The sequence below is a fragment of the Streptomyces sp. NPDC006516 genome, assembly GCF_040611875.1.
Classification (GTDB): domain Bacteria; phylum Actinomycetota; class Actinomycetes; order Streptomycetales; family Streptomycetaceae; genus Streptomyces.
In genome coordinates this window covers 103,572-127,824 of sequence record NZ_JBEXPD010000014.1, presented here as the reverse complement: position 1 = coordinate 127,824, position 24,253 = coordinate 103,572, and the positions used below count along the sequence as shown (strand labels likewise).

Sequence of the window (24,253 nt, the reverse complement as noted above, 5' to 3'; positions counted from 1 at the left end):
TGCCACGACGCCGTGCCCTTCTAGTGCTGCTCGCTGTGCTGCCTGGTGGTGCCGGCGGGAGCGGACTCGCCGCCCGGCGGGCCAAGTATCCCCGAGCCCGGGCCGGCCGTGCCCGGCAGGGGCGCGGGCCGCGCCCTCCCGCCGTTCTAGCGACCTAGCATGAGCGCGTCAATATCTTTGTCCGAACATACGGACCGGAGCCCGCCGGGCGGAGGCTCTCCGGCCCTGCGCGCTGTCCTGTGAAGGGCTCAGGACCGGACGAGCAGCTGGAACTCGAAGGTGTACCGGGAGGCCCGGTAGACGTGCGAGCCGAACTCGACCGCCCGGCCGCCGTCGTCGAAGGTGATCCGCTCCATCGTCAGCAGCGGGGCCCCTTCGGGCTCGGCGAGCAGTTCGGCCTCCTCGGCGGTGGCCGCACGGGCGCCCACGGACTGGCGGGCGCTGTGCAGGGTGATCCCCGAGGCGCGCATCATCCGGTACAGCCCGGTCGACTCCAGCCGCTCGGTGGCGAGGTCGAGCAGCCGGAGCGGCAGATGGTTGCGCAGCAGGGCCATGGGCTCGTCGTGGGCGTGACGCACCCGCTCGACGACGTGCACGTCGCCGCCCTCCTCCACGCCGAGTGCGGCGGCGACCTCGGGCGTGGCCGGTTCGAGCGTGTTGCGCAGGACCCGGGTCGACGGGTGCCTTCCCGCGGTCTCCAGGTCGTCGTAGAGGCTGCTCAGTTCGAGCGGCCTCCTGATGCGGCTGTGCACGACCTGGGTGCCGATGCCACGGCGGCGCACCATCAGCCCCTTGTCCACGAGCGACTGGATGGCCTGACGGACGGTGGGCCGTGACAGTCCGAGCCGCGCGGCGAGCTCCAGTTCGTTGCCGAGGAGGCTGCCGGGGGCGAGCCGTCCCTGCTCGACGGCCGCCTCCAGCTGCTGGGCCAGCTGGTGGTAGAGCGGAACGGGGCTGGTGCGGTCCACGCCCAGCCCCAGGGCGGCGGAGTCGGCGGCGGGTTTGGGCACGGCACGGAGCGTACCCCCTGAGGCCGCGCCGCACCCCGCACTTTGTCAGGACATATAGTTGACAGTGCGCCTGGAGGGCGGCACGTTGGGTCCATGCGCATCGGACTCATCGGCACGGGCCGCATCGGTTCCTTCCACGCGAGCGCCCTGGCACGCCATCCCGAGGTCGATTCCCTGCTGGTGACGGATCCCGACGCCGCCCGGGCCTCGGGGGTCGCGGCGCGCACCGGAGCCGTCGCGGTCGCCTCCATGGACGAGGTCATCGGCGCGGGGGTGGACGCGGTGGTGATCGCTTCGGCGACCTCGGCCCACGCGGAACTCATCGGCAGGGCGGCCCGGGCCGGTCTGCCCGCCCTCTGCGAGAAGCCGGTCGCACTGGACCTGACGGGGACCCTGGGCGCGCTGCGCGAGGTGGAACGGGCGGGCAGCGTCCTCCAGCTCGGCTTCATGCGCCGCTTCGACGCGGGATACACGGCGGCGCGGGCCGCGGTGCGCGGCGGGGCACTGGGCCGGCTGCACACCGTACGGGCGACGACGTCGGATCCCGCGCCCCCGCCCGCCGCGTATCTGCCCCTGTCCGGTGGCCTGTTCAGGGACTGTCTGGTGCACGACTTCGACATGCTGCGCTGGGTGACGGGCCGTGAGGTGGTGGAGGTGTACGCCACCGGTTCGGACGCGGGTCCCGCGATCTTCCGCGCCGCCGGCGACGTGGACACGGCCGCGGCGCTGCTGACCCTGGACGACGGCACACTGGCCACGGCCACCGCGACCCGCTGCAACGGGGCGGGTTACGACGTGCGCATGGAACTGGCGGGCGAGCGGGACCAGATCACCGTGGGCCTCGACGACCGCGCGCCTCTCACCTCCGCCGAGCCGCAGGGCCCGCCCGCTCCGGCCAAGCCGTGGCCCGGCTTCCTGGAGCGCTTCGCCCCGGCGTACGAGGCGGAACTGGACGCCTTCCTCGGCGTCGTACGCGGGGAGCGGGCGAACCCGTGCGACGGCAGGGAGGCGCTGCACGCGCTGCGCATCGCCGAGGCGTGTGAGCTGTCGCGGGCGGAGCGCCGTCCCGTGCGCATGACGGAGATCGCGGAGGACTGAGCCGCGCTACCAGGCCACCGGCAGGCTCACCGGCCCCCTGATCAGCATGCCGGTACGCCAGGCCAGCCGGGCCGGATCCGCGTCGAGCCGCAGGCCCGGACAGCGCTCCACGAGCGAGCGGATGGCCACGCGGGCCTCGATGCGGGCGAGCGGGGCGCCGAGGCAGTAGTGGATGCCGTGCCCGAAGGCCACATGCCCGCGGGCGTCCCGGGTGATGTCGAACCGCCCGGGGTCCGCGAAGCGCGCGGGGTCGCGGTCGCAGTCGGCCATCGCGATCAGGACGAGTTCGCCGCCGCCAGGGATCACCGTACCGAAGACATCGAGCGGCTCCGTGGTGAAGCGGTACGTCGGCGTCTCCACGGGCCCCTCGTAACGGAGAATCTCCTCGACCGCGTTGTCCATGAGCCCGAAATCGGCCTGAAGTGCCGCCAGTTGGTCCGGGTGGGTGAGCAGGCTCAGCACGCCGTTGGAGATGAGGTTGACCGTGGTCTCGTGGCCGGCGACGAGCAGCAGCCAGGCCATGCCCAGGAGCTCGTCGGCGGAGAGCTGGTCGCCGTCCTCGTCCGAGGTGTGGATCAGGGCGCTCAGCAGGTCGTCTCCGTGACCCGCGCGCTTCTCCGCGATCAGGCCGGTCAGGTAGTCGTTCATGGCGGCGCTGGCACGCCCCCGCGCGTCGGCGTCGAGGGACGACACAGCGGTGTCGGACCATTCCCGGAACGCCTGCCGGTCCAGGGACGGCACACCCAGCAGCTCGCAGATGACGGCCATCGGCAGGGGGAACGACAGCGCGCCGACCAGGTCGGCGCTCCGGGCCGGCCCCGCGGTCATGGAGTCGAGGAGCTCGTCCGTCATCTCCTGGACGCGCGGGGTGAGCCGTTCCATCCGACGCGGGGTGAACTCCCGGGCCACGAGTCTGCGCAACCGGGTGTGGGCCGGGGCGTCCGAGCTCAGCATGGACGTACCGGCGGACACCTTGCCGACCCCCAGGGAGGGCGATGCCCGGCGCCAGTCCTTGGAGAGCCGCTGGTCGGCGAGGAGGGCTCGCCCCGCCTCGTGACCGACCACGAGCCAGGCCCACGCCCCCTCCGGGATGCGGACGCGGTGCACCGGCCCCATGGCGCGCAGGCGCGCGTAGACCGGATACGGGTCGCGGATGAAGTCGTCGCCGAGCGCTCCCAGGTCGATCAGGTCCTCAGTGGTCACCACATGTCCCTTCAGGCCGGACGGACGGACAGGACGGTCCCCTGCGCCACCGCGCACAGCATCTCGGCGCCCTCGTCGTCCACGGTGTACAGGTCACAGCGCACGACTGCCTGCCTCCGGCCGGTGTGGACCACCGAGGCGCGGGCGAGCAGGGTGCGACCGCTCGCGGGGCGGACGTACTGGATGGAGAAGCCGCCGGTCAGGACGGCGGGACCGAGCGTCGTCCCGGCGGCGAAGGTGAGCGCGTTGTCGGCGGCGTAGGACAGCACCCCGCCGTGGAGGAAGCCGTTCTGCTGGGTCAGTTCCTCGCGCACGTCCACTTCCAGGACTGCCCCGCCGTCCCCGAACTCCGTGATCCGCGCACCGACGAGACCGCTGAACGGCTGGCTGTCGAGTACCTGTTGCGCCGCTTCGAAGGAGAGCTCAGTCATCGTTCCCGTTCCATGTCACCAGCGCACCGGCAGACGCCGGACGCCCCGGAGCAGCAGTCCGGGCAGCCAGTCGGGCTCGCCGCCGTCCGGATCCCGTTCGAGGCCGGGGCACCGGTCGAGCAGCGCGCGGATCGCGATCCTGCCCTCCATGCGCGCCAGGGGCGCGCCGAGGCAGAAGTGGATGCCGTGGCCGAATGCCAGATGACCCCTGGCCTCGCGCCGGATGTCGAAGGTGTCCGGGTCCGGATAGCGGGCGGGGTCGCGGTCTCCGGCCCCCAGGGCGATCAGTACGGCCTCGCCCCGCGGGATGACGGCCTGCCCGACCGCGACCGGTTCCCGCGTGAAGCGGAAGGTCGCCGTCTCGACGGGGCCGTCGTAGCGGAGCATCTCCTCGACCGCGCCGTCCAACAGCTCCGGCCGGGCGCGCAGCAGGGCCAGTTGCCCGGGGTGGTCCAGCAGGGCGCGTACGCCGTTGGCGACGAGGTTCACGGTGGTCTCGTGGCCGGCCACCAGGAGCAGGAAGGCCATGCCGATGAGCTCGTCGCGCGAGAGCCGGTCCCCGTCGTCCTGACGCGCCCGGATCAGCGCGCTCATCAGGTCGTCACCGGGGGCGCAGCGCTTGTCCTCGACCAGCTCCTCGAGGTAGGCGCCCATCGACCGGACGGCCTCCCCCTCCGCCTCCGCGGAGACGGGGGCGACGATGGCGTTGGACAGCAGCCGGAAGGCGTCCCGGTCGATGTCGGGTACGCCGAGGAGTTCGCAGATCACCGTCATCGGCAGCGGGAAGGCGAAGTCGTCGACGAGGTCGGCGCTCCCCTTCGGCACCATCGCGTCGAGCAGGCCCGCGGTGATCTCCTCGACGCGCGGGCGGAGCGCCTCGATCCGCCGGGCGGTGAACTCGCGTGAGACGAGGCCGCGCAGCCGGGTGTGGTGCGGAGCGTCCATCTCCAGCATGTTGGCGTTGATCGGGTTGCCGGTCGCCGACCAGCGTTCCGTCGTGCGCCAGTTCTTGCTGAACCGCTGGTCGGCGAGGGCCGCGCGGGCCTCCTCGTATCCGACGATCATCCAGACGCGCTCGAAGTCGTCGGTGCGGACCGGGTGGGCCGGTCCCTCGGCGCGCAGCTTCGCGTAGTACGGATACGGATTCGCGCTGAAGTCCCGCGCCCCGCGCAGATCGACCACCGACATCGTCCCGCCCCCTCGTCCGGTCCGCTCCCTGCCCGTTCAGCCTAGGCCGCCTCCCCGTGCGCCGTCCTCGTCCTCATGGAGGAGACCGGCGTCATGCACCAGCAGGGCGATCCCCACACGGTTGTCGAGCCCGAACCTGGCGAGGATCCGGGAGACGTGCGTCTTCACGGTGGCCACACGGGCTGGTTCCGGCTGCGGGCCGTGGTGGCGAAGCTCGACTTCCTCGACGAACACGGGCTGTTCGTCAACATCGTGCTGGTCGTGACGGGCGCCGCACTGATGGTCACGGCGGACTCGATCAAGGTGTGACGTCGGCGCTGCGGCGCCCCCACGCCGTGCCCGCGAGGACGAGGACCGCGCCGGCCACTCCCAGGAGGCCGAGGCGCTCGCCCCCGATCGCGATGCCGACGGCCGCGGCCCAGAGCGGTTCCGTGCCGAGGAGCAGGCTGACCCGGGAGGGCGAGGTGCGGCGTACGGACCACATCTGCACGAAGAAGGCGAACAGCGTGCAGAACGCGGACAGGAAGATCAGCCCGGCCCATTCCCCCGCGCCGAAGTCCGCGGCCACCGTCCAGGGGGCCGGGCCGGTGCCGGGGACGGTGGCGAGTACGGCGAAGACGGCGACGGCGCTGCCGAGCTGCACAGTGGTCAGCGACAGCGAGTCCGCGCCCTGGACCGCCTTGATGCGGGCCATCGCCAGGACGTGGACCGTGCGGGCCAGGGCCGCGAGCAGCATCAGGAGGTCGCCCCCGGAAGGGCTGGTGAATCCGCCGCCCTGGGTCAGCAGCACCACCCCGGCGACGGAGAGCCCGGCCGCGGCGAGAAACGCCCCGGACGGCCGGACCCGGGTCACGGCGGCCTCGGCCAGCGGGGTGAAGATCATCGTGAGGCTGATGATGAGACCGGCGTTGGTCGCCGAGGTGTGCACGACGCCGTACGTCTCCAGCAGGAAGATCCCGCTGAGTACGAGACCCAGGAGCCCCGCGCCCCGCCACTGCGCCCGGCTCAGCGCACGGAGCCCGCGCCACCCGGCGACGGCCAGGGCGGGCAGCACGAGCGCGAAGCGGAGCACGAGCACGGCGATCACGGTGTGCGGGGTGGTGATGCCCTTGGCCGCGAGATAGCTGGCGCCCCAGACGGCGGCGACGAGCAGCAACGGCAGATCGGTGACCCACGCGCGGCGGGGGCCGGCGAGAGCGGGCACGGCGGCAGCGGACATCGGCGCTCCTGGTTCTCCACGACGGGAACGATGTGGAGACCTCGCCGGCTCGCACGGGAGCGATCACCGTACCGAACGGACACCCCCCTCGGGAACCTCTGTCCGCAGGGCGGCCCGGCCATCCGCCCCCAGGGGGCGTAACGGGCCGAAAGCGGTCCTACGGGGGTGTCGGCTCCTCCTAGAATGTCGGCCTTGGGACGCTCGGAAACACGGAGTTGGCACATGGGTGGAGCGCGGCTGGACGGACGGATCGAGCGGGGGAACCAGACCAGGCAACTGGTACTGGGGCGCGCGGTCCAGGTCGCCTCGGCCGAAGGGCTCGAAGGACTGTCGCTCGGCCGGCTGGCGACGGAACTGAAGCTGAGCAAGAGCGGAGTGTTCGCCCTGTTCGGCTCCAAGGAGGAACTGCAGCTCGCCACCGTGCGCGCTGCCGTGAACGTCTTCGTGGAGCACGTACTGACACCCACACGGGCGGCGGCGCCGGGCCTCGGCCGCGTCTGGCGGATGTGTGAGAGCTGGCTCTCCTACTCCCAGCGCCGGGTGTTCAGCGGCGGCTGCTTCTTCTACGCGACCATCGCCGAGTTCGACTCCCGGGAGGGCAAGGTGCACGACGCGCTGGCCTCCACGCAGACCGGTTGGGTCACCTTCGTCGAGGAGACGATCGAGGAGGCCAGGGTGCGGGGCGAACTGGCCGCGGACACCGACGTCTCCCAGCTGGCCTTCGAGCTCATCGCGTTCATGGAGCTGGCCAACGCGGAGTCGGTGCTGCACAACAACAACCCCGGCTACACCAAGGCGGCGCGGGCCATCCTCGGGCGGCTGCGGGCCGCGGCCACGGACCGTTCGACCCTGCCTCCGGCCCCCTGACCCCCGGCGCCTCTGTCCTCCTCGGCCCCCCGGGGGCCTGCATCACGCCGTCGAGGGACACGAACGTGGTGAGAGTCAGCTTCGCCACGGTCCCGCTCCTTCGTGTCGCACTGCCGCAGCGCATCCGCGCCGCCGTACCGCCTTCGCGCTCCCGTGGCCCCGCGGACGGGATGCCTCCACCCGTACAGACCCCACTCTCGGACGGAAATCGTCGCCGCGCCCGGTGGAGGGGCCGGGCCGCGAGACGTCGGGCGGGCCGCGTCGCGCGCCTCGCCCGGCGGCCCGCCCTACGCTGGCGGGGACGGTACGCGAACGAAATGGGAGACCATGAGCGAGACACCGACCCCGGTCCGCAACCTGCACGACGGCAGCACGATCCCCGCGGTGGGCCTCGGCACCTGGCCGCTCGACGACGAGGCCGCGGAGAAGGCCGTCGCCGGGGCGCTGGAGCTCGGCTACCGACTCGTGGACACCGCGCTGAACTACCGGAACGAGACCGGCACGGGCCGCGGCATCGCCCGCTCCGGAGTTCCCCGGGAGGACATCTTCGTCACGACGAAGGTGCCGGGCCGCCACCACGGGTACGAGGAGACGCTGGCGTCCTTCGAGGAGTCCCGGAGCAACCTCGGTCTGGACTACGTGGACCTCTACCTCATCCACTGGCCGCTGCCCGGGGTCGGCAAGTACGTCGACACCTGGAAGGCGATGATCAAACTGCGTGAGGACGGCCTCGTCCGCTCCATCGGCGTCTCCAACTTCACGGCGGAGCACCTGGAGAGGCTGGAGCGGGAGACGGGTGCAGTGCCCGTGGTGAACCAGATCGAGATGCATCCGCTGCTCCCGCAGGAGGAACTGCGGGCGGTGCACGCGGCGAAGGGCATCGTCACGGAGAGCTGGAGCCCGCTGGCCCGGGGGCGCCAGGTGCTGGAGACCCCCGAGGTGGTCGCCGCGGCCGAGGCCCGCGGCGTGTCACCCGGCCAGGTCGTCCTGCGCTGGCACACCCAGCTGGGGGCCGTGCCAATCCCGAAGTCGGCCGACCCCGGGCGGCAGCGCGAGAATCTCGACCTGTTCGGCTTCCAGCTGACGCAGCAGGAGCTGGACCGGATCGGCGCACGGCCGCCGCACCGCTTCGGCGGCGACCCCGAGACGCACGAGGAGTTCTGACGGCGGCCCTCGGGCCCCCACCGCGCGCCGCGCAGGCCGTCACCGGTCGCGCGGCATGGCGGGTCCCATCGGTCGCGCGGCGTGGCGGCTTTTCACCGGTCGCGCGGCGCGGCAGGGCTCACCGGTTGCGCGGCGTGACCTCCGACATCCGGGACCAGTCGTCCCCGGGCGTCTCGACGTTGATGATCTCCGGCACCTCACTGACGAGTTCGGACATCGTCTCGATCGCCGCCTTGAAGTGCTCGGAGTTCACGTGCGCCTCGCCGGCCTCCCGCGAGGCGAAGGCTTCGAGCAGGACGAACTGGTCCGGGTTCTCGACGCTGTAGGACCAGTCGAAGAAGAGGTTGCCCGGCTCCTGACGGGTGGCGAGGGTGAAGTCCTCGACGGCCGGGAGCCAGTTGTCGCGTTCGGCGGCACGCACGGTGAACTTGACGGCGATGAAGATCATGGAGCCTCCTGGTCGGGACGAAAACGTCCGGACCAGGGTCCCATATGCCCACAGGCCGGACAGGAAGCGGCACACCCGCCCCCGGGCGGGCGTGCGTACCCCTACCCGCCGAGCTCCACGTGACGGGCGGTCAGCCGTGCCGCGCCCTGCTCGGTCAGGGAACCGAAGAGCCGCAGCCGGGAGATCCCCCCGTCGGGGAAGATGTCGATCCGCACGTGGGTGCCCCGGACGGGCTCCGGCAGGACGAAGCGGTGGTTCGTGTCGGGCTGGAGCCGGGTGCGGGGCAGAAGTTCGGTCCGTTCGCCGCCCTCTCCGTCAGTCACCGAGATCTGCGCCCAGCCCGCCGCGTTGCCCTTGAGGTAGGCGGTGTCGATCTCCACGGCACGGATCTCCGACTGCTCGACCAGCCGGTAGCGGATCCAGTCGTTGCCCTTGTCGCGGCGTCGCCGCGTCTCCCAGCCGTCGTCCATCTTGCGGGAGCGGCCCGGTGCGATGGTGTTCGTGGCCGGGGAGTAGAAGCGGTCGGAGGCGTCCTCGACCTCGCCACCGTTCTCCAGGGCCACGAGATCGAAGGTGCCGAGGGCTGCCAGCCATGCGGGGTCGGGGACCACCTCGCCGTGGACGCGCAGGCGGGCTATGCCGCCGTCGGGGTGCTGGTTGACCCGCAGATGGGTGAAGCGCTGTTCGGCGTCCACCGCGAAGCCGTTGGCCGCGTGTCCACCGACGGCCGTACGGGGCACGAGGGTTGTCCACTTCACCTCGGGCGCGAGGAGGTCCTCCGGGGACGGGGAACCAGGCAGCGAGGTCCCCTCCACCGAGACCGACTGCGGGTAGTTGCCACGGAAGTGGGCGGTGTCGACGACCAGTCCGCGCACCACACCGGGAGCCCCGAGGCGTACGAGGGCCCAGTCGTGGTCCTCGTCGGCGGGGTGCGGCTCGGCGGCGCTCGTACCGCGCCTGCGGCGGGTCTCCCAGCCGTCCATGATCTTGCCCTTGTGCCCGAAGCGCTCGGGGTCGAACTCCGCGGGCTCCGGCTTCAGCAGGTTCTCGCGCTCGGCGAAGAACTCGTCGTTGGCGGCGACCACCCCGGCGCCGAGCCGTCGGTCGGCCAGATCCACGAGGTGGGTGAAGGGGAAGTCGGCGGTGCGGTAGTCGGCGTACGGATCGCCGCCCCCGTACGGGCTCGCGTCGCCGGTGAAGTGCGGTGTCGCCGTCATGGTCAGTGGTTCCTCTCCAGGAGACGGCCGGTGGGTTCGGCGAGTACGCCGGCGGACGCGATGCGCGTACCGCGCAGCCAGGTGGACCTGACGACCCCGTGCAGGGTCTTCCCGGCGTAGGCGGTGACGCGGTTACGGTGCTCCAGCTCGGCGGGGTCGACGGTGAAGACGGCCTCCGGGTCGAGCACCGCGAAGTCGGCGTCCCGTCCCGCCTCGATGGCACCCTTCCGCTCCAGGCCCGCGAGCCGCGCGGGACCGGCGGACATCCAGCGGACGACGTCGTCGAGGGTGTGCCCGCGCCGGCGCGCCTCGGTCCAGATGGCCGGCAGGCCGAGCTGGAGCGAGGAGATGCCGCCCCACGCGGAGGCGAAGTCGGGGGTCTTGAGGTCGGCGGTGGAGGGCGAGTGGTCGGAGACGATGCAGTCGATCGTCCCGTCGGCGAGACCGGCCCACAGCGCGTCCTGGTTGGCGGCCTCCCGGATCGGCGGGCAGCACTTGAACTCCGTTGCCCCGTCCGGGACTTCCTCGGCGGTCAGGGTGAGGAAGTGGGGGCAGGACTCCACGGTGATCCGTACGCCCTCACGCCTGGCCGCGGCGATCAGCCCGAGCGCGTCACTGGAGGACAGGTGCAGCACGTGGACACGGGCGTTCAGCCGCTTGGCCTGCGCGATCAGGTTCTCGATCGCGTGGTTCTCGGCGTCGCGCGGCCGGGACGCGAGGAAGTCGGCGTACTTCCCACCGCTGCGCTGCGGCGCGGAGGCCAGCTCGTGCGGGTCCTCGGCGTGCACGATCATCAGGCCGCCGAAGCCTGTGATCTCCGCCAGGGAGCGGGCCAGTTGCTCCTGGTCCAGCTCGGGGAACTCGTCCACGCCGGAGGGCGAGAGGAAGCACTTGAAGCCGAAGACCCCGGCGTCGTGCAGCGGGCGCAGGTCCTTGACGTTGTCCGGCAGCGCGCCGCCCCAGAAGCCCACGTCGATGTGCGCCTTGGCCCGGGCGACCTCCTGCTTGATCCGCAGGTGCTCGACCGTGGTGGTCGGCGGCAACGAGTTCAGCGGCATGTCGAGCAGGGTCGTGACCCCGCCGGCCGCGGCCGCCCGGGTCGCGGTCCAGAAGCCCTCCCACTCGGTGCGGCCGGGGTCGTTCACATGGACATGGGTGTCGACGAGGCCCGGCAGGACCGCGAGGTCGCCGACATCCTCCAGCCGGGCACCGGCGGGCACCTCGGCGTCGTAGGGCAGGACCGCCTCGATCGCTCCGCCTGCGACGAGGACCGCGGCAGGGCGGGTCCCCTCGGGGGTGACGACGCGCGTCGAGCGCAGTACCAGCTTCACGTCCACACCGGGCACCTCTGCTCCTCAGGGCTGATTTCAACGAACTGTTGAAGGAGTCTTCACTCGGGGAAGCGGCTCCGTCAAGACCTCACCCTCCCCATGGAACGCCCGGAGGATCATGAATGACAACGGTTGGACGTTTCCACGAAGTAAAAGTTCCTTTTCGCAGGACGGAACGTAGAATGGGCCAGGAGCGGCATCGCCGGAGCGAGGACCGAAGAGGGGCCGGACCGTCGACACCAGGACAAAACAGGTGCTGACCGGCAAGGACGCCGCACCGGGAGCAGTGGGCCGATCGGGAAGAGCCCGGTAGGCTGCTGCCTTGCCTCCGCTTCGAAAGGACCGTTGACGTGCCGCCGTCCCACGCCAGCACTTCCGACTCCAAGCCCGCCGGTCCCAGCGGCGGCGTCCAGTCCCTGGAGCGTGCCTTCGATCTGCTGGAGCGCATGGCCGATGCCGGGGGCGAGGTCGGTCTCAGCGAACTCTCCGCGAGCAGCGGCCTCCCGCTGCCGACCATCCACCGGCTGATGCGCACGCTGGTCGTGTGCGGCTATGTGCGCCAGCAGCCCAACCGGCGTTACGCGCTGGGCCCGCGCCTGATCCGCCTCGGCGAGTCCGCGTCCCGTCTCCTGGGCACGTGGGCACGGCCCTATCTCCAGCGGCTGGTCGAGGAGACCGGCGAGACGGCGAACATGGCCCTGCTCGACGGGGACGAGATCGTGTACGTCGCCCAGGTGCCGTCGAAGCACTCGATGCGGATGTTCACCGAGGTGGGCCGGCGGGTGCTCCCCCACTCCACCGGAGTCGGCAAGGCCCTCCTCGCCCACACCCCCGCCGACGAGGTGCGGGCCCTGCTGGCCCGCACGGGCATGCCGGCGGCCACCGAGAAGACGATCACCACCCCGGACGGCTTCCTGGACGCGCTGGAGCAGGTGCGCAGGGCGGGTTACGCGGTGGACGACAACGAGCAGGAGATCGGGGTCCGCTGCCTCGCGGTATCGGTGCCGGACTCCCCCACCTCGGCCGCCATCTCCATCTCCGGGCCCGCGGGCCGGGTGACGGAGACGGCGACGGAGCGGATCGTGCCGATCCTGCAGCAGATCGCGAAGGAACTCTCCGAGGCGCTCGCGAGCAGCGGCGGTTCGACGGGCTGACACCAGCGGTACGCTTCCGCGCGCGTCCGCTCCCGGCCGAGCGCGTCACCAACGCGCTCGGGCACGGCCCGCCGACGCGCTACCGCCCTCGCGCGCCCCTCCCCCTCCGCGCGGCGGACCTCAGCCGCGTGGGGGCTCCCCGAAGAGCTCGATCGCGATCCGGACCTCGCGGAGGCCCGGAGCCAGCGCGCTGACCGAGCCGATCGCCCCCGCGACCAGCAGCAGCGAGCGGCGGAGCCGTGGAATCTCGGGTCTGCCCCCGGCCGCCATGGCGTCCAGCGCCGCCAGCTCCTCCTCGGCGATGCCCCGGTCCGGGAACTCGGCCGGGTGACCTGCCAGTTCGCGGCGGAGCCGGGAGACCGCCGTACGCAGCTCCGCCACCCTCGGGTCCTCACCGCTGCCGGTCAACCGCTCCTGCCCCACGCTTCGCAACAAAGCACTCCCCCTCGCACGCCTTCGCCCGGTGTGTGAAACGACCTCGGGCGGTGGTCAAATGCCCCCAGCCGTCCGTCAGTCGACGCCATGAAAGGTGGCGTGCGCCACTGTGCGGACACAGGACGAGAGTACCCCCGAGGGGTGACATCACGTCCGCCGTTACGCACGGCTCAGTGGTATCCAGGGCCTATGACTCACACACGACCGGCCCCCGTGATCGCAGGGGTGCTGCTGGCCGCCGGCGGCGGCCGTCGCCTCGGCGGGCGGCCGAAGGCCCTGCTGGAGCATCGCGGCCGCCCCCTGGTCGAACACGCGGTGCGGACCCTGCGCGACGGCGAGTGCGGCCCCGTCCACGTCGTCCTCGGCGCCTCGGCCGACGAGGTGCGGGCGCGGGCGGACCTCGCCGGGTGCCTGGTGACCGTGAACCCGCTCTGGGAGGACGGGATGGGTTCCTCCCTCCGGGCCGGGCTGGAGGCTCTCGCAGGGACGGATGCGGACGCGGCGCTCGTCCTCCTGGTCGACCAGCCGGGCATCGGGGCGGAGGCGGTGGCGCGGGTCGCTTCGGCGGACCACTCGCGCACGGCCCTGGCGGCGGCCTCCTACGGAGGGGAGCGTGGTCACCCCGTGCTGTTCGGAGCCGACCGATGGGAGGACATCGCCGCGGGCGCGGTGGGCGACCAGGGGGCCCGGGCATATCTGAGGACACATCGCGACGCGATCACCCTCGTCGAGTGTTCCGACGTGGCCCAGGCGTACGACATCGACACGACGGAGGATCTGGCGCACCTGGAGTGAACGGACGGTGCCGGACCTGGCACGCCGCGCCACCACGGCGGGACGTCTGTCGACCCGGAGAATCTCGATATCAACAAACCATTGAACTTCCACCATGAGGAAACTAATATCCACTGATCAGAAGCTCATGGTTCCGCTTCCGGTCCTCGGCAGCATCCATGGCCGTATCTCGGAGCCCTGGCACCCCGTGCCGTCGCGGGCGACCCGGCGGCCGTGGATACCGCCGCACCACCCGCTGAAGGAGTGACAGCTCATGTCCGCACCAGCGCCGTCCCCGCTGGCCATCGTCGATGCCGAGCCCCTGCCGAGGCAGGACGAGGTCCTGACCGATGCGGCCCTCGCGTTCGTGGCCGAGCTGCACCGGCGGTTCACGCCCCGGCGTGACGAGCTGCTCGCCCGCCGCGGTGAGCGCCGCGCCGAGATCGCCCGTACCTCCACGCTGGACTTCCTGCCGGAGACGGAGGCGGTCCGCGTGGACGACACCTGGAAGGTCGCCCCGGCCCCGGCCGCGCTGGACGACCGCCGGGTGGAGATCACCGGCCCGACCGACCGCAAGATGACCATCAACGCCCTGAACTCGGGCGCGAAGGTCTGGCTCGCCGACTTCGAGGACGCGTCCGCCCCCACGTGGGAGAACGTGATCACCGGCCAGCTCAACCTGATCGACGCCTACACCCGGAACATCGACTTCACCGACCCGAAGTCGGGCAAGTCGTACGCCCTCAAGCCCGCCGAGGAGCTCGCGACCGTCGTCACGCGCCCGCGCGGCTGGCACCTGGACGAGCGCCACCTCCAGCTCGACGGCACCCCGGTGCCCGGCGCGCTGGTCGACTTCGGCCTCTACTTCTTCCACAACGCGCAGCGCCTGATCGACCTCGGCAAGGGCCCGTACTTCTACCTGCCGAAGACGGAGTCGCACCTGGAGGCCCGCCTCTGGAACGAGATCTTCGTCTTCGCCCAGGACTACGTAGGCATCCCGCAGGGAACGGTCCGCGCCACCGTCCTGATCGAGACGATCACCGCCGCGTACGAGATGGAAGAGATCCTCTACGAACTCCGCGACCACGCCTCCGGGCTGAACGCGGGGCGCTGGGACTACCTCTTCTCCATCGTCAAGAACTTCCGTGACGGCGGCTCGAAGTTCGTCCTGCCCGACCGCAACCTGGTCACCATGACCGCCCCGTTCATGCGGGCGTACACCGAACTCCTGGTCCGCACCTGCCACAAGCGCGGCGCCCACGCGATCGGCGGCATGGCGGCCTTCATCCCCTCGCGGCGCGACGCCGAGGTCAACAAGGTCGCCTTCGAGAAGGTCAAGGCCGACAAGGACCGCGAGGCCGGCGACGGCTTCGACGGCTCCTGGGTGGCCCACCCGGACCTGGTCCCGATCGCGATGGCCTCCTTCGACGCGGTCCTCGGCGACAAGCCGAACCAGAAGGACCGCCTGCGCGAGGACGTCTCCGTGGCCCCGGGCGACCTGATCGCCATCGACACACTGGACGCCAAGCCCTCGTACGACGGCCTGCGCAACGCCGTCGCGGTCGGCATCCGCTACATCGAGGCGTGGCTGCGCGGCATGGGCGCCGTGGCCATCTTCAACCTGATGGAGGACGCCGCCACCGCCGAGATCTCGCGCTCGCAGATCTGGCAGTGGATCAACGCGGACGTGGTCTTCGAGAACGGCGAGCACGCCACCGCGGACCTCGCCCGCAAGGTCGCGGCCGAGGAACTGGCGGCGATCCGCGCGGAGACCGGCGACGAGGCGTTCGAGTCCGGCAAGTGGCAGCAGGCCCACGACCTGCTGCTCCAGGTCTCCTTGGACCAGGACTACGCGGACTTCCTGACGCTGCCGGCGTACGAGCAGCTGCGCTGACCCTCTCGCGTTCGTGACCTTCCCCGCGCCCTTCACCGGGCGCGGGCGGCGCGGCCGGGACCTTCGCACAGCCACGAGTCCCGTCAGCAGCAGCTGACGGGACTCGTTCGTGCGCCCTGGCGGGGCGCTCAGAAGGCGGTGAACGAGACGATGCCCGCCAGCAGCAGCGTCGCGGTTCCCGCGAAGGCCGCCCCCGCGCAGATCGCCGACCGCGCGATGCCGGCCGGAGCGAAACGACTGACGATGACAGCCGTCAGAGCTACGATCGTCGATACCGCCAGCACCATCATGGCCAGGAGCAGCTTGACGGTGAGCATGTCCACCCCTCCCCCGCTCGTCGAGCCGAGAGTACTCATGTGTTCCTCCTCGTGTTCCTCGTCGTCGAGACCTCAGAGTGCGGGCGGAAGGCGGCAGCGGGTGACACGCCGATGACAGGCTTCTGACATGGTGACAAGCCCACAGGATCCACCGTTCTCCCCATCGGCCGACTTGGAGTTGTTCTCCTCGTCCGTGCTGGTGGAAGAGCTGCGGCAGCTGAAGCGCCGCTCGTTCGGAGAGCTGAGCGAGCGGGACCTCGCCCGTCGTGCCCCTGCCCTGGAGGGCATGGCGCGGGCCTTGTATCCGACGGCCGAGTCCGCCGCCCCACCGCTGCGCAAGCTGTTACGGGCGGCCGTCGCGGAGATCCAGGACCAGGAACTCGGCGCCTCCGCCGCTGCCTTGTTCGGGCTGGAACCCTCGTCGTACGGCAAGAGCCTGGCCGCACGGCAGGACGCCGCAGCGGCCTGCTTCACGCCGAAACCCGCTCCCAGCACCTTCCGGCAGCGCCCGCAGTACACCCCACGCATCGTCGACGAACTGGCCGCGGCGCTGGCGCGGCTCTCCGCACCGGTCACGGCGCAGGAGACCCAGGACCGGCACGCGGCACAGACGATCGCCCGGACCGGCCGGCTGGAGGAGGCCCGGACACTGCTCCAGGGCACCGGGAAGGTGCTGTGGATCTGGGGCGGGCCCGGCACCGGCAAGACGGTGCTCGCCCAGCAGGCCGCCCAGCGGGTCCGCACCCATCTGCCGCAGGTCACCGTCCGGTTGGAGAACTCCCGTGTGGCCGAGTCGGACGTGCTGTCGGCGGTCGGACTCGACGACGTGGACGCCCGCTCCTGGAGCCCGGCCGCGTGCCTGCTGCACTTCAGGAAGATGCTCTCGGAGGGCCGCAGCGTCGGGGTCGCGGTGATCGACGGGGTGACGGACGAGGAAGCCCTCTGGGAGCTGGTGCCCGACACCCTCCGGGTGCCCTTGATCGTGACCAGCCGTAAGCGTTCGGACCACGCGGCCGCGGCAGGCCTGCATGTCGGGGCCTACTCCTCCGAGGAGGCGCTGGCCGTGGTCGGCGGGCTCCTGCCGGCCCTGCCCCCGCAGGACGCGAGGCGGCTCACGGCTGCCGTCGACCACCACCCCCTGGTGATCGACCGTGTCTGCCGCCATGTGCTGGGCGAGTCGGGCCACTCGGTGGAGGACCTCTCCGCGGCGCTCGTCGCCGACCTGCTCAGCACGCTCGACAGCGTCGACTCGATCAGCGGAGCCGGGGAGCATCTATCCCGCGTCTACCGGCGGACGCTGGCCACCCTGCGGGACGAGGCGGCGATCAACGTCGAAGTGCTGGCAGCACTGCTGTTCATCTCGTCGAAGGGCACGGTCCCCAAGACGCTCGCCGGCGACTTTCTGCGCCATCGCTTCGCCGGCACGATCGGCGCGCTCCGCGTCTCGGCCGCCCTGCGTGTCCTGGACCGCTGGGCGATCGTCTCGGAGGAGAACGACGCCTTCGTCATGCATCCGCTGACGGCCGTGATCCTCCAGGGCATGCTGGCGGAAAGCTCCGGCGAAGTGGTCACCGACTTCTTCTCGTTCCTCCGCGAGGCCAGCCCCGGAGGCAGCCCGCTCACCGGCAGGATGCACAGTGAGCTGGTCGTCATGGACCGGGTCATGCGGACGTTCTGGCCGGGCGAACAGTCCTTGCTGTGTCTCAGCTCGGACGTGTGGCTGTGGCTCGATCGCACCGGGCGTAGCGGGCCCGTCCGCTACGAGGTGCGCCCGGAGGCCGTCTACACCACGGACGGCAGGACCCGCCACGCGATGCGTGGAGAGGCCCTGGAGACACTGGTGGAGCAGACGAAGGACTACTACGAGGCCATGGTCGTCCTGCGTCGCCTCGCCGTACCGGCTCCGGTCGACGACCAGGTGTCCGAGTACGACGGTCTGGTGCACTACGTGTCGCGGAGCGCCCAGCTGGAGGACGGGCTGACGCGGGCGGTGTGCGGCAAGAAGTGGGTGAGGAGCGCGGCCGGCTTCGACGGCCTGCCGGTCTGCCCCCGTTGCGCGGCCCGGATGGAACCCAGGGTCGACCGGATGACCGGCCGGCCGGCCCCGAGCCTCCCGTTCCTGCTCCGCAAGCTCCTGCGGGCCGCCGACCCGAGGAGTGCCGGGCACGATGCCGGGAGGGCCGTCGCCTACCTGGAGCTGCTGCGGGATCCGTCGCCCTCGATCGCGCTCCCCCAGATCCCGGGCACCGCCGAGTTGTTCGACATGGCGACAGCGGCGTTGAAGGTCCACAACCTCGCGACGGGCGCGTCGGACGAACAGAAGCACGGCTGGCTCGACGACAGCGAGACGTGGGTGCGGCGGTATCTGGAACTGGAGGTGGAGAACGCCCGTCTCCACGCCGCCGGGCACGAGTTGCTGGGGCACACACTGCTGTACCGGACGTATCTGATGGACGACCGGCCGGTGGAGGAGCGGTGCTCGCACTACCTCGCCGCGGCACGGGCCTACCGCGAGTCCCTGGCCCTGCGGCCCGACGGGTCAGGCGCGTTGGAGGGTTTGCAGGAAGCTCTCACCCGGCACGCGTTCGTTCTGGTGCCGACAGCGCCCATGGAGGCCGAACAACTGGTCCGGGAGATCGAAAGCGCGTACCGCCCGTACCTCGAAGCGGCACCGGACGACGCCACGGCTCTCGGCATCGTGGGCATCTCACTGGCCAACCGGGGCAAGTGGATGCGGGCTTCGGACCCGGTCATGTCGGAGGAGCTGTACAGCAGGGCAGTTGACCACTTCCGGCGCTCGCTCGCCCTGAGCCCAGGGACGCCGATCACCCTGCTGCGGCTCGGCGATTCGCTGGTGCGGTACGCGGGCTTCGCCGCCGACGACCCGGAGACCGCGGCAGGGCGTTACGGGGAGGCCGCTCAGGTCTTCGCCGAGGGAGCCCGCCTGGAACCCGGGAACGAGAACTTCCGGCGCGGGGTCGCTTTCTGCGAGGAGCGCCTGCGGGACTGAGCCCGGACTCGGTCTCCCCTGCCCCCCGCGGCCGGTTCTCAGCGGACGAAGGACCCTCCGTTCAGCCGCCGGACGGGATGTCGGCGTAGTCCTTGAAGAGCAGGGACACGGTGTGCCGGTCGGACGGCCAGTTCGGCACCGCGATGGTCTCCTCGATGCCGCCGGTCCCGCGCATCGTCTGCGTGACCGGGATCGTTCCCCGGGCCTGCGCGTCGGCCGGCAGGTGGAGGTCGGTCGCCGTCAGGAACGGGATGCGGTCGAACGGCGGCAGTGCCGCATCGAGATGACTGACGGCGTCGCACCCCTTGTCGAAGACGAACAGGCCCAGGATCTGGCGTAGCCGGGGCGAGACGGCGGCGTTGAGCACGTCGCTCCCGCCGATACGGAGCCGGTCGTCACCTTCCGTGTCCGCCCGCCACTCGCGTGCGCGGACGACGGTGAGCGCCGTGTGGCCGGGGCAGGCGTCGATGGAGTCCGCGACACCGCCGGGAGGCGACACGAGCAGTCGCACGAAGCGGTCGCTGCGCTCGAACGGCTCGAAGTAGAAGTGGTTGGTGCGCTCGCCGGAGCGGACCAGCGCCAGCTCGTAGTGGCCGCGTCCGTTCACCGCGAGCGGGCCGAAGGCGCCGTCCGCGCCGACCCGTACGACGTGCTGCGGGAGCAGACCGGCCCGGGCGCCGGTGGCCGGGTCCAGCCGCCACACCTCCAGGCGGCCCGCGAGGCCCGTGTTCTGCGGGAAGTACAGGGCGCGGCCGGCGATCTCCACGGAGGTGGGCAGCTCGGGCAGTACCCGGGTGGTGAGCGGTGCCCGGCCGCGGAGGAAGGCGTAGATGTGCCCGAAGCTCTCGGCGGAGGTGGCACTCTCCGTGTGACCCGCCTGGGGTTCGTGGACGTTGACCGCTCCGCCGATCGAACCGTTCGGCTGGAGGCTGCTCCAGATGGCGAGGGTGGGCACCCCGCCGGGCGGCGCGGCTGCCGTGCGGCCGTCCAGGTTCACGTACTTCGCCACCTCGGCCGCGCGCTCGGGCACGGCCAGGTAGGCGTGCGCGACGCGTGTGCCCCGCGAGTGCGCCAGGATGTCGACCTGCGCCGCCCCGGTGCGCGCCCGGACCGTGTCGACCAGCGCCTCCAGCCCGGCGATCGCGTGGTCGTCGGTGGCCACGGAGGTGTCGTACTCGTGGACGTACAGCTGGTCGTCGCGGTAGCCGTTGCTGCTGAACCGCTTGGCCTGGGACTGCCACTGCTGGGCCGAACCCTCCTGGCCGTGTACGAAGATCACGGGATTGACCGAGGTGCGCGGCGCGTTGGCGGCGTGCGCCGGAGCGGCCAGGAGGACGAGTGCTCCGGCGAGTGCGAGTGCCGGCGCCAGTAAGACAGCCAACAGCGTGGTCCGGCCCGTCCTGGCCGGCTGGGAACCGTACATCGTGTCCTCCGGGTGCCGTCGTGGGAGTCGGAAACTACGGCCGGCGCCGAAGGGCCCGCCAGTCCCGGGCCCGAGGCTGAGACGGCGGTCTCAGATCACATCCGCCGGGGTTCAGCGGGTTTGGCGCAGGAGGGCACGGGCAGTGCGCTCGGCCAGCGCGAGGTCCGGCCGACGGCTGCTCAACAGCTCGGCGTACAGGGTGGATTCCACGACCCTTACGTACAGGTAGGCGAGGTCGTCGATGCCCGAAGTGGGCCAGAGGCTGTCCCGCTCCGCCGCTTCCATCAGGATGCTCCGCTGGGCCAGGACCGCTCGCCGGTGTACGCATCCGCCGGTCAGCAGCCGTCTTGCCGTCTCGGGTTCGGCGCGCAGGAAGGCCGCGAAAGGGGTGGAGTCCCGCAGCGCCGTGACGAAGTAGCGGGTGATCTCCAGCACTCCGTCCACACCCGCCCGGGTACGCCGGCGCCGCGCCCCGTCCAGGAGGCGTTCCGCGAGCCCCCACAGCACGTCGGTCAGGAGCGCGTCCCGGCTGCCGACCACCCGGTAGAGCGTCGCGCGGCTCACCGCCAGGTCCTGGGCGAGTGCGCCCATGTCCACCGTGCCGTGCCGAAGGAACAACCGGCAGGCCTGGTGGACGACATGACTCCTGGTGACCACCCGTCGGGAAGCCCGTGCACCTGGCATGCCGACCGCCTCCTCCGCCGACTCCGGCACCTCCGCCGGGCCCGGTACCTTAGCGCGCGGGCCGCGCCCCGGACGAGTGCCTCCGAGCCGGCGGACGTCCTGGGGCCTGCCGGCGCCCCGAGGCGGCGAGCGCGTGAGGCGACGCCCGCGCGCGACGGTCACCGCCGGTCAGCCCGGGAGTACCACGGTGCGCTGGGCCGAGAAGTCGCCCCACTTTCCGTCGGGGAGCTTGGGGCGGATCTTGAGCGAGTACCGGGTGCCGGGCGGATCGGTCAGCGTGAGCCGGTACGTCGCGCGGCCCGCGGGCGGTGTGCCGCCCCAGACGATCGTGGTGGTCAGCTTCCCGTTCAGGTACAGCTGGTACGCGGGAATCGTGCCCCCGGTGTCCGGCTGGTCCCAGGAGAGGTCGACCAGGAACTCCTGGTCCGCCGCCGTCGTCTTCGTCCGCAGCCCGGTGGGCGCCGTGCCGGCGGGGGCGCCGGGGGCGGAGGGGGTGGTCAGGTCCAGGGCGTTGCTGTCCGGCGACGAGCGGTCGGCGGCGTCACGGGCACGGACGGTGAAGGTGTAGACGGTGCCGGGGCTCAGCCCGGTGACCCGGGCCGTGGTCCGCGTGCCGGACACACTGTGGATGCGTGAGTCCTCCTGGTAGATGTCGTACGAGGTCACGCCCACGTCGTCCGTGGAACCGCCCCACGACAGGGTGACCGTCCGTCCGCTGTCGGCCGTGCCCCGCAGCTTCGTGGGCCCGGTGGGGGGTTCCTCGTCGGCGGGCGCGGCGGCGGGGGTGGTGACGGAGACCGCGGCGCTCGGGGCGGAGAGGTTCCCGGCGGCGTCGCGGGCTCTGACGGTGAAGGCGTAGGCCGTGGAAGCGGTCAGGCGGTCGATGTCGGTCATCAGCTTCGTGGCGTCCACCGAAGCGGCCTTCTTCCCTTCGCGGTACACGTCGTAGCCGGTGATCCCCTCGTCGTCGGACGCCCGCTGCCACATGACGTGTACGGAGGTGGCGCTGCCTGCCTGCGCTGTCACCCCCTCGGGCGCCGTCGGCTTCTCGGTGTCCGCTGCCGCGGACCCCGCGCAGGCGGTGAGCGCGGAGAGGAGCAGGGCGGTGGAGCAGGCCAACGCGGTGCGTGCGTGGGGGCGTTGCACGGTGATGCCTTCCATCCGACAGCAATGGTCCAGACCTATATGCCATGCGGGTGGGCGCGCCCACAAGGGGGCGGATGGGAACGTTCCGCAATGTCCGCGATGAGTTCCGGGCGCGGGAGGTGTCTGAAGAGTATGGATACACACCACAGCACCGCCCCCGGTCTCGACCTCGAACCGGTGGCGCGGCAGATCAGCGAGCTGGCGGGCGCCGTCCAGGACGGACAGCTGGCCGGTCCGACGCCCTGCCCCGACTACTCGGTACGGGAGCTGCTCGGGCACCTGGCAGGGCTGACCGTCGCCTTCCGGGACGCGGCGTACAAGAAGCTCGGCCCGACCACCGACACCTCCCCCGACTCGGCCCTGCCGGTACTCCCGGCCGACTGGCGCGAGACCCTGCCCCCACTGCTGGACGAGCTCGTCACCGCATGGCGCTCCCCGGACGCCCTGGAGGGAATGACCCGGGCGGGCGGTGTCGACCTGCCCGGCGAGATCGCCGGAGCGGTCGCCCGGAACGAGCTGCTCGTGCACGGCTGGGACCTGGCCCGCTCCACGGGACAGGAATTCCGGGCGGACGAGGCGAGCCTGCGCTCGTCGGAGGCGATGCTGGCCCCCGGGGACGACGACAGGTCGGGCCCCGGCGCGATCTTCGGTCCGCCTGTCCCGGTCCCGGCCGGCGCGCCCCTCCTGGACCGCGTGATCGCACTGAGCGGACGCCGGCCCGACTGGCGGCCGGGCGACTGACGGCACGACCGGCATCCGCGACGGATCACGAGTCACCGATCCACCGCCCGCCCACGCCCCCGCGAAGACCACCCACGCCCCCGCGAAGACCACCCGCGCCCTGGGCCGGCCACCCCACCGAAGCTCGAGCTTCTCCGGGTGTCCGGCCCTCCGCATGACCTGAGGCGACGGGCCAGGCCGCAGGCCGTTCGGACACGGTCGGCGACGGTCGCCCGGTAACGAATCTCGCAATCGAGATTAAGGAAATTAATTTTTGACCGTTGCTACCTTGAGAATCTCAAGGTACAAATGAGGGGCGGACTCGTCGTCGAGAGCAAGGGAGCCGCGCGTGGACTGGCAGGAACTGACGGACCTGACGCAAGGGCAGCCGTTCGTGATCGAGCGGGTCCGTCTGACCGGCAGCGGGATCGCCGTGGAGGGTCAGTTCGAGCCGCCGCAGCTGGCGCAACTGGGCGTCGAGGACCAGGTGTTCGTCGCCGCGTTCGTGAGGTCGCACGGTTCGATCAAGGAGATGGAGCGGATCTTCGGGGTGAGCTACCCGACGATCAAGTCCCGGCTGAAGCGGATCGCCGAGCACCTCGACTTCGTCGACACGGATCCGGCACCCACCGCCGCCGCCGACGTCGTCGACCGCCTGCGGCGAGGGGAGATCAGCGCCGAAGAGGCGCTGACCGAGCTGGAGGGACGCCGGTGATCCCGCAGCTGGTGACGTTGGGTTACCGCCGCGCCGACGGGCGCCGTCGGCGTCTGCACATCCCGCTACTGCCGGTGGCCCTGGTGCTGTCGCCCCTGCTGCTGCTCGTCGCGGCGGCCGGCCTTGTCGCCTGCCTGGCCAGCAGGATCAACCCCGTGGGCGCGCTGCGCGGCACCTGGCAGCTGCTGTGGGCACTGCCCGGCACCCGGTTCGAGATCGAGCAGGGCCGAACGGCCGTGCTCGTGAGCGTCAGATGAATCAGAAGACCAGAGACCAGAAGACCAGGAGCTTCCCATGAACGAGCAGCGCCGTCAGGTCCTGCAGATGCTGTCCGAGGGCAAGATCACCGCGGATGAGGCCGAACGGCTCATGGACGCCCTCGAGCGAGACCGGCCCGAGCCGCCGCCGGCCGCCGCGCCCGGCCCCACGTCACGGCCCAAGTACTTGCGTGTGGTGGTGGACGCGGCGGACGACGCCGGCGGCGACGGGGCGAGCCGGGTCAACATCCGGGTCCCGATGCAGCTGCTGCGCGCCGGGGTCCGGCTCACCAGCCTCCTTCCCCCTCAGGCGCTCACCAAGGTCAACGCCGAGCTGAAGAGGTCGGGAGTGCCGGTCGACCTCGCCGAGCTCAGGCCACAGCACCTCGAGGACCTCATCGAGCACCTCGACGACATCGTCGTCGACGTCGACGACGCAGACGCCAAGGTGCAGATCTTCTGCGAGTGACATCGCCACGGGCGGGGCGCCCCCCCGGACCTCACGGCCTCCCTCGCCCGGTGCCTCGCCCTCACCGCGCCCGGCCACA

At 71.5% G+C, this 24,253-nt stretch carries 24 protein-coding genes and 1 pseudogene; 11 read left to right on the top strand and 14 right to left on the bottom strand.

Annotated elements, in window-relative coordinates; translation table 11 throughout:
- Nucleotides 1-248: 248 nt before the first annotated feature.
- Nucleotides 249-1,010, bottom strand: coding sequence for a GntR family transcriptional regulator (locus ABZY45_RS29575; RefSeq protein ID WP_356744793.1), 762 nt, complete (start codon nucleotides 1,008-1,010; stop codon nucleotides 249-251).
- Between the two features lie 93 nt (nucleotides 1,011-1,103).
- Here ABZY45_RS29575 and ABZY45_RS29570 point away from each other — a divergent pair, with 93 nt between their 5' ends.
- Entirely contained in the window at nucleotides 1,104-2,108 is a 1,005-nt protein-coding gene (locus ABZY45_RS29570) for a Gfo/Idh/MocA family oxidoreductase (protein ID WP_356744791.1), read from the top strand.
- Between the two features lie 6 nt (nucleotides 2,109-2,114).
- Here the strand turns inward: ABZY45_RS29570 and ABZY45_RS29565 are convergent, their stop codons facing one another.
- From ABZY45_RS29565 to ABZY45_RS29545, 5 genes and pseudogenes are all read right to left on the bottom strand, one after another.
- The gene (locus ABZY45_RS29565) at nucleotides 2,115-3,311 is read right to left on the bottom strand and encodes a cytochrome P450 (protein ID WP_356744789.1); all 1,197 of its coding nucleotides are present in this window, start codon (nucleotides 3,309-3,311) and stop codon (nucleotides 2,115-2,117) included.
- Between the two features lie 11 nt (nucleotides 3,312-3,322).
- A complete protein-coding gene (locus ABZY45_RS29560) occupies nucleotides 3,323-3,742 on the bottom strand; it encodes a PaaI family thioesterase (protein ID WP_356744787.1) in 420 nt (139 codons plus the stop codon).
- Nucleotides 3,743-3,757: 15 nt separating this feature from the next.
- Nucleotides 3,758-4,930, bottom strand: coding sequence for a cytochrome P450 (locus ABZY45_RS29555; protein WP_356744785.1), 1,173 nt, complete (start codon nucleotides 4,928-4,930; stop codon nucleotides 3,758-3,760).
- 36 nt (nucleotides 4,931-4,966) lie between these two features.
- Nucleotides 4,967-5,107 (bottom strand): annotated as a pseudogene (locus ABZY45_RS29550) (DNA-binding response regulator); the annotation flags it as partial.
- A gap of 121 nt (nucleotides 5,108-5,228) precedes the next feature.
- A complete protein-coding gene (locus tag ABZY45_RS29545; RefSeq protein WP_356744783.1) occupies nucleotides 5,229-6,149 on the bottom strand; it encodes a DMT family transporter in 921 nt (306 codons plus the stop codon).
- Nucleotides 6,150-6,371: 222 nt separating this feature from the next.
- Here ABZY45_RS29545 and ABZY45_RS29540 point away from each other — a divergent pair, with 222 nt between their 5' ends.
- Both ABZY45_RS29540 and ABZY45_RS29535 read left to right on the top strand, forming a co-directional pair.
- Nucleotides 6,372-7,016, top strand: a complete 645-nt coding sequence (locus ABZY45_RS29540) for a TetR/AcrR family transcriptional regulator (protein ID WP_356744781.1) — start codon at nucleotides 6,372-6,374, stop codon at nucleotides 7,014-7,016.
- Nucleotides 7,017-7,343: 327 nt separating this feature from the next.
- Nucleotides 7,344-8,180 (top strand): aldo/keto reductase, encoded by an 837-nt coding sequence (locus ABZY45_RS29535; protein WP_356744779.1) that lies wholly within the window; start codon nucleotides 7,344-7,346, stop codon nucleotides 8,178-8,180.
- Nucleotides 8,181-8,298: 118 nt separating this feature from the next.
- Here the strand turns inward: ABZY45_RS29535 and ABZY45_RS29530 are convergent, their stop codons facing one another.
- The 3 genes from ABZY45_RS29530 to allB all read right to left on the bottom strand — a co-directional run bounded on the left by ABZY45_RS29530 (nucleotide 8,299) and on the right by allB (nucleotide 11,191).
- Complete coding sequence (locus tag ABZY45_RS29530; protein ID WP_356744777.1) at nucleotides 8,299-8,628, bottom strand: putative quinol monooxygenase; 330 nt, start codon at nucleotides 8,626-8,628, stop codon at nucleotides 8,299-8,301.
- Between the two features lie 101 nt (nucleotides 8,629-8,729).
- Nucleotides 8,730-9,845 carry an allantoicase gene (gene alc, locus ABZY45_RS29525; protein WP_356744775.1) on the bottom strand — a complete coding sequence of 372 codons (1,116 nt, stop codon included), beginning with the start codon at nucleotides 9,843-9,845 and terminating at the stop codon, nucleotides 8,730-8,732.
- A 2-nt stretch (nucleotides 9,846-9,847) separates the two neighbouring features.
- Nucleotides 9,848-11,191: an allantoinase AllB gene (allB, locus tag ABZY45_RS29520; RefSeq protein ID WP_356744773.1), complete on the bottom strand. Its 1,344-nt coding sequence runs from the start codon at nucleotides 11,189-11,191 to the stop codon at nucleotides 9,848-9,850.
- 335 nt (nucleotides 11,192-11,526) lie between these two features.
- On the opposite strand from allB, the gene ABZY45_RS29515 reads away from it, so the two are divergent.
- On the top strand, nucleotides 11,527-12,330 hold the full coding sequence (locus ABZY45_RS29515) for an IclR family transcriptional regulator (RefSeq protein ID WP_356744771.1): 804 nt from the start codon (nucleotides 11,527-11,529) through the stop codon (nucleotides 12,328-12,330).
- A 120-nt stretch (nucleotides 12,331-12,450) separates the two neighbouring features.
- Here the strand turns inward: ABZY45_RS29515 and ABZY45_RS29510 are convergent, their stop codons facing one another.
- Entirely contained in the window at nucleotides 12,451-12,753 is a 303-nt protein-coding gene (locus ABZY45_RS29510) for a DUF5955 family protein (RefSeq protein WP_356744901.1), read from the bottom strand.
- Between the two features lie 201 nt (nucleotides 12,754-12,954).
- Here ABZY45_RS29510 and ABZY45_RS29505 point away from each other — a divergent pair, with 201 nt between their 5' ends.
- Nucleotides 12,955-13,560, top strand: a complete 606-nt coding sequence (locus ABZY45_RS29505; protein ID WP_356744769.1) for a nucleotidyltransferase family protein — start codon at nucleotides 12,955-12,957, stop codon at nucleotides 13,558-13,560.
- Between the two features lie 253 nt (nucleotides 13,561-13,813).
- Nucleotides 13,814-15,433 carry a malate synthase A gene (gene aceB / locus ABZY45_RS29500; RefSeq protein ID WP_356744767.1) on the top strand — a complete coding sequence of 540 codons (1,620 nt, stop codon included), beginning with the start codon at nucleotides 13,814-13,816 and terminating at the stop codon, nucleotides 15,431-15,433.
- 128 nt (nucleotides 15,434-15,561) lie between these two features.
- Here aceB and ABZY45_RS29495 read toward each other — a convergent pair whose 3' ends face one another.
- A complete protein-coding gene (locus tag ABZY45_RS29495) occupies nucleotides 15,562-15,789 on the bottom strand; it encodes a hypothetical protein (RefSeq protein ID WP_356744765.1) in 228 nt (75 codons plus the stop codon).
- Between the two features lie 88 nt (nucleotides 15,790-15,877).
- On the opposite strand from ABZY45_RS29495, the gene ABZY45_RS29490 reads away from it, so the two are divergent.
- A complete protein-coding gene (locus ABZY45_RS29490) occupies nucleotides 15,878-18,760 on the top strand; it encodes a DUF3039 domain-containing protein (protein ID WP_356744763.1) in 2,883 nt (960 codons plus the stop codon).
- Between the two features lie 61 nt (nucleotides 18,761-18,821).
- Here ABZY45_RS29490 and ABZY45_RS29485 read toward each other — a convergent pair whose 3' ends face one another.
- The 3 genes from ABZY45_RS29485 to ABZY45_RS29475 form a co-directional block, all read right to left on the bottom strand.
- Nucleotides 18,822-20,183, bottom strand: coding sequence for a hypothetical protein (locus ABZY45_RS29485; RefSeq protein WP_356744761.1), 1,362 nt, complete (start codon nucleotides 20,181-20,183; stop codon nucleotides 18,822-18,824).
- A gap of 111 nt (nucleotides 20,184-20,294) precedes the next feature.
- Nucleotides 20,295-20,867: a QsdR family transcriptional regulator gene (locus tag ABZY45_RS29480; RefSeq protein ID WP_356744759.1), complete on the bottom strand. Its 573-nt coding sequence runs from the start codon at nucleotides 20,865-20,867 to the stop codon at nucleotides 20,295-20,297.
- 168 nt (nucleotides 20,868-21,035) lie between these two features.
- On the bottom strand, nucleotides 21,036-22,028 hold the full coding sequence (locus tag ABZY45_RS29475) for a fibronectin type III domain-containing protein (protein WP_356744757.1): 993 nt from the start codon (nucleotides 22,026-22,028) through the stop codon (nucleotides 21,036-21,038).
- A 117-nt stretch (nucleotides 22,029-22,145) separates the two neighbouring features.
- On the opposite strand from ABZY45_RS29475, the gene ABZY45_RS29470 reads away from it, so the two are divergent.
- The 4 genes from ABZY45_RS29470 to ABZY45_RS29455 all read left to right on the top strand — a co-directional run bounded on the left by ABZY45_RS29470 (nucleotide 22,146) and on the right by ABZY45_RS29455 (nucleotide 24,174).
- Nucleotides 22,146-22,754, top strand: a complete 609-nt coding sequence (locus tag ABZY45_RS29470) for a TIGR03086 family metal-binding protein (protein WP_356744755.1) — start codon at nucleotides 22,146-22,148, stop codon at nucleotides 22,752-22,754.
- Between the two features lie 328 nt (nucleotides 22,755-23,082).
- Complete coding sequence (locus ABZY45_RS29465; protein WP_356744753.1) at nucleotides 23,083-23,448, top strand: DUF2089 domain-containing protein; 366 nt, start codon at nucleotides 23,083-23,085, stop codon at nucleotides 23,446-23,448.
- Nucleotides 23,445-23,705: a hypothetical protein gene (locus ABZY45_RS29460; RefSeq protein ID WP_356744751.1), complete on the top strand. Its 261-nt coding sequence runs from the start codon at nucleotides 23,445-23,447 to the stop codon at nucleotides 23,703-23,705. The genes ABZY45_RS29465 and ABZY45_RS29460 overlap by 4 nt, the downstream gene beginning before the upstream one ends.
- 37 nt (nucleotides 23,706-23,742) lie before the next feature.
- Complete coding sequence (locus tag ABZY45_RS29455; RefSeq protein WP_356744749.1) at nucleotides 23,743-24,174, top strand: hypothetical protein; 432 nt, start codon at nucleotides 23,743-23,745, stop codon at nucleotides 24,172-24,174.
- Nucleotides 24,175-24,253 lie beyond the last annotated feature (79 nt).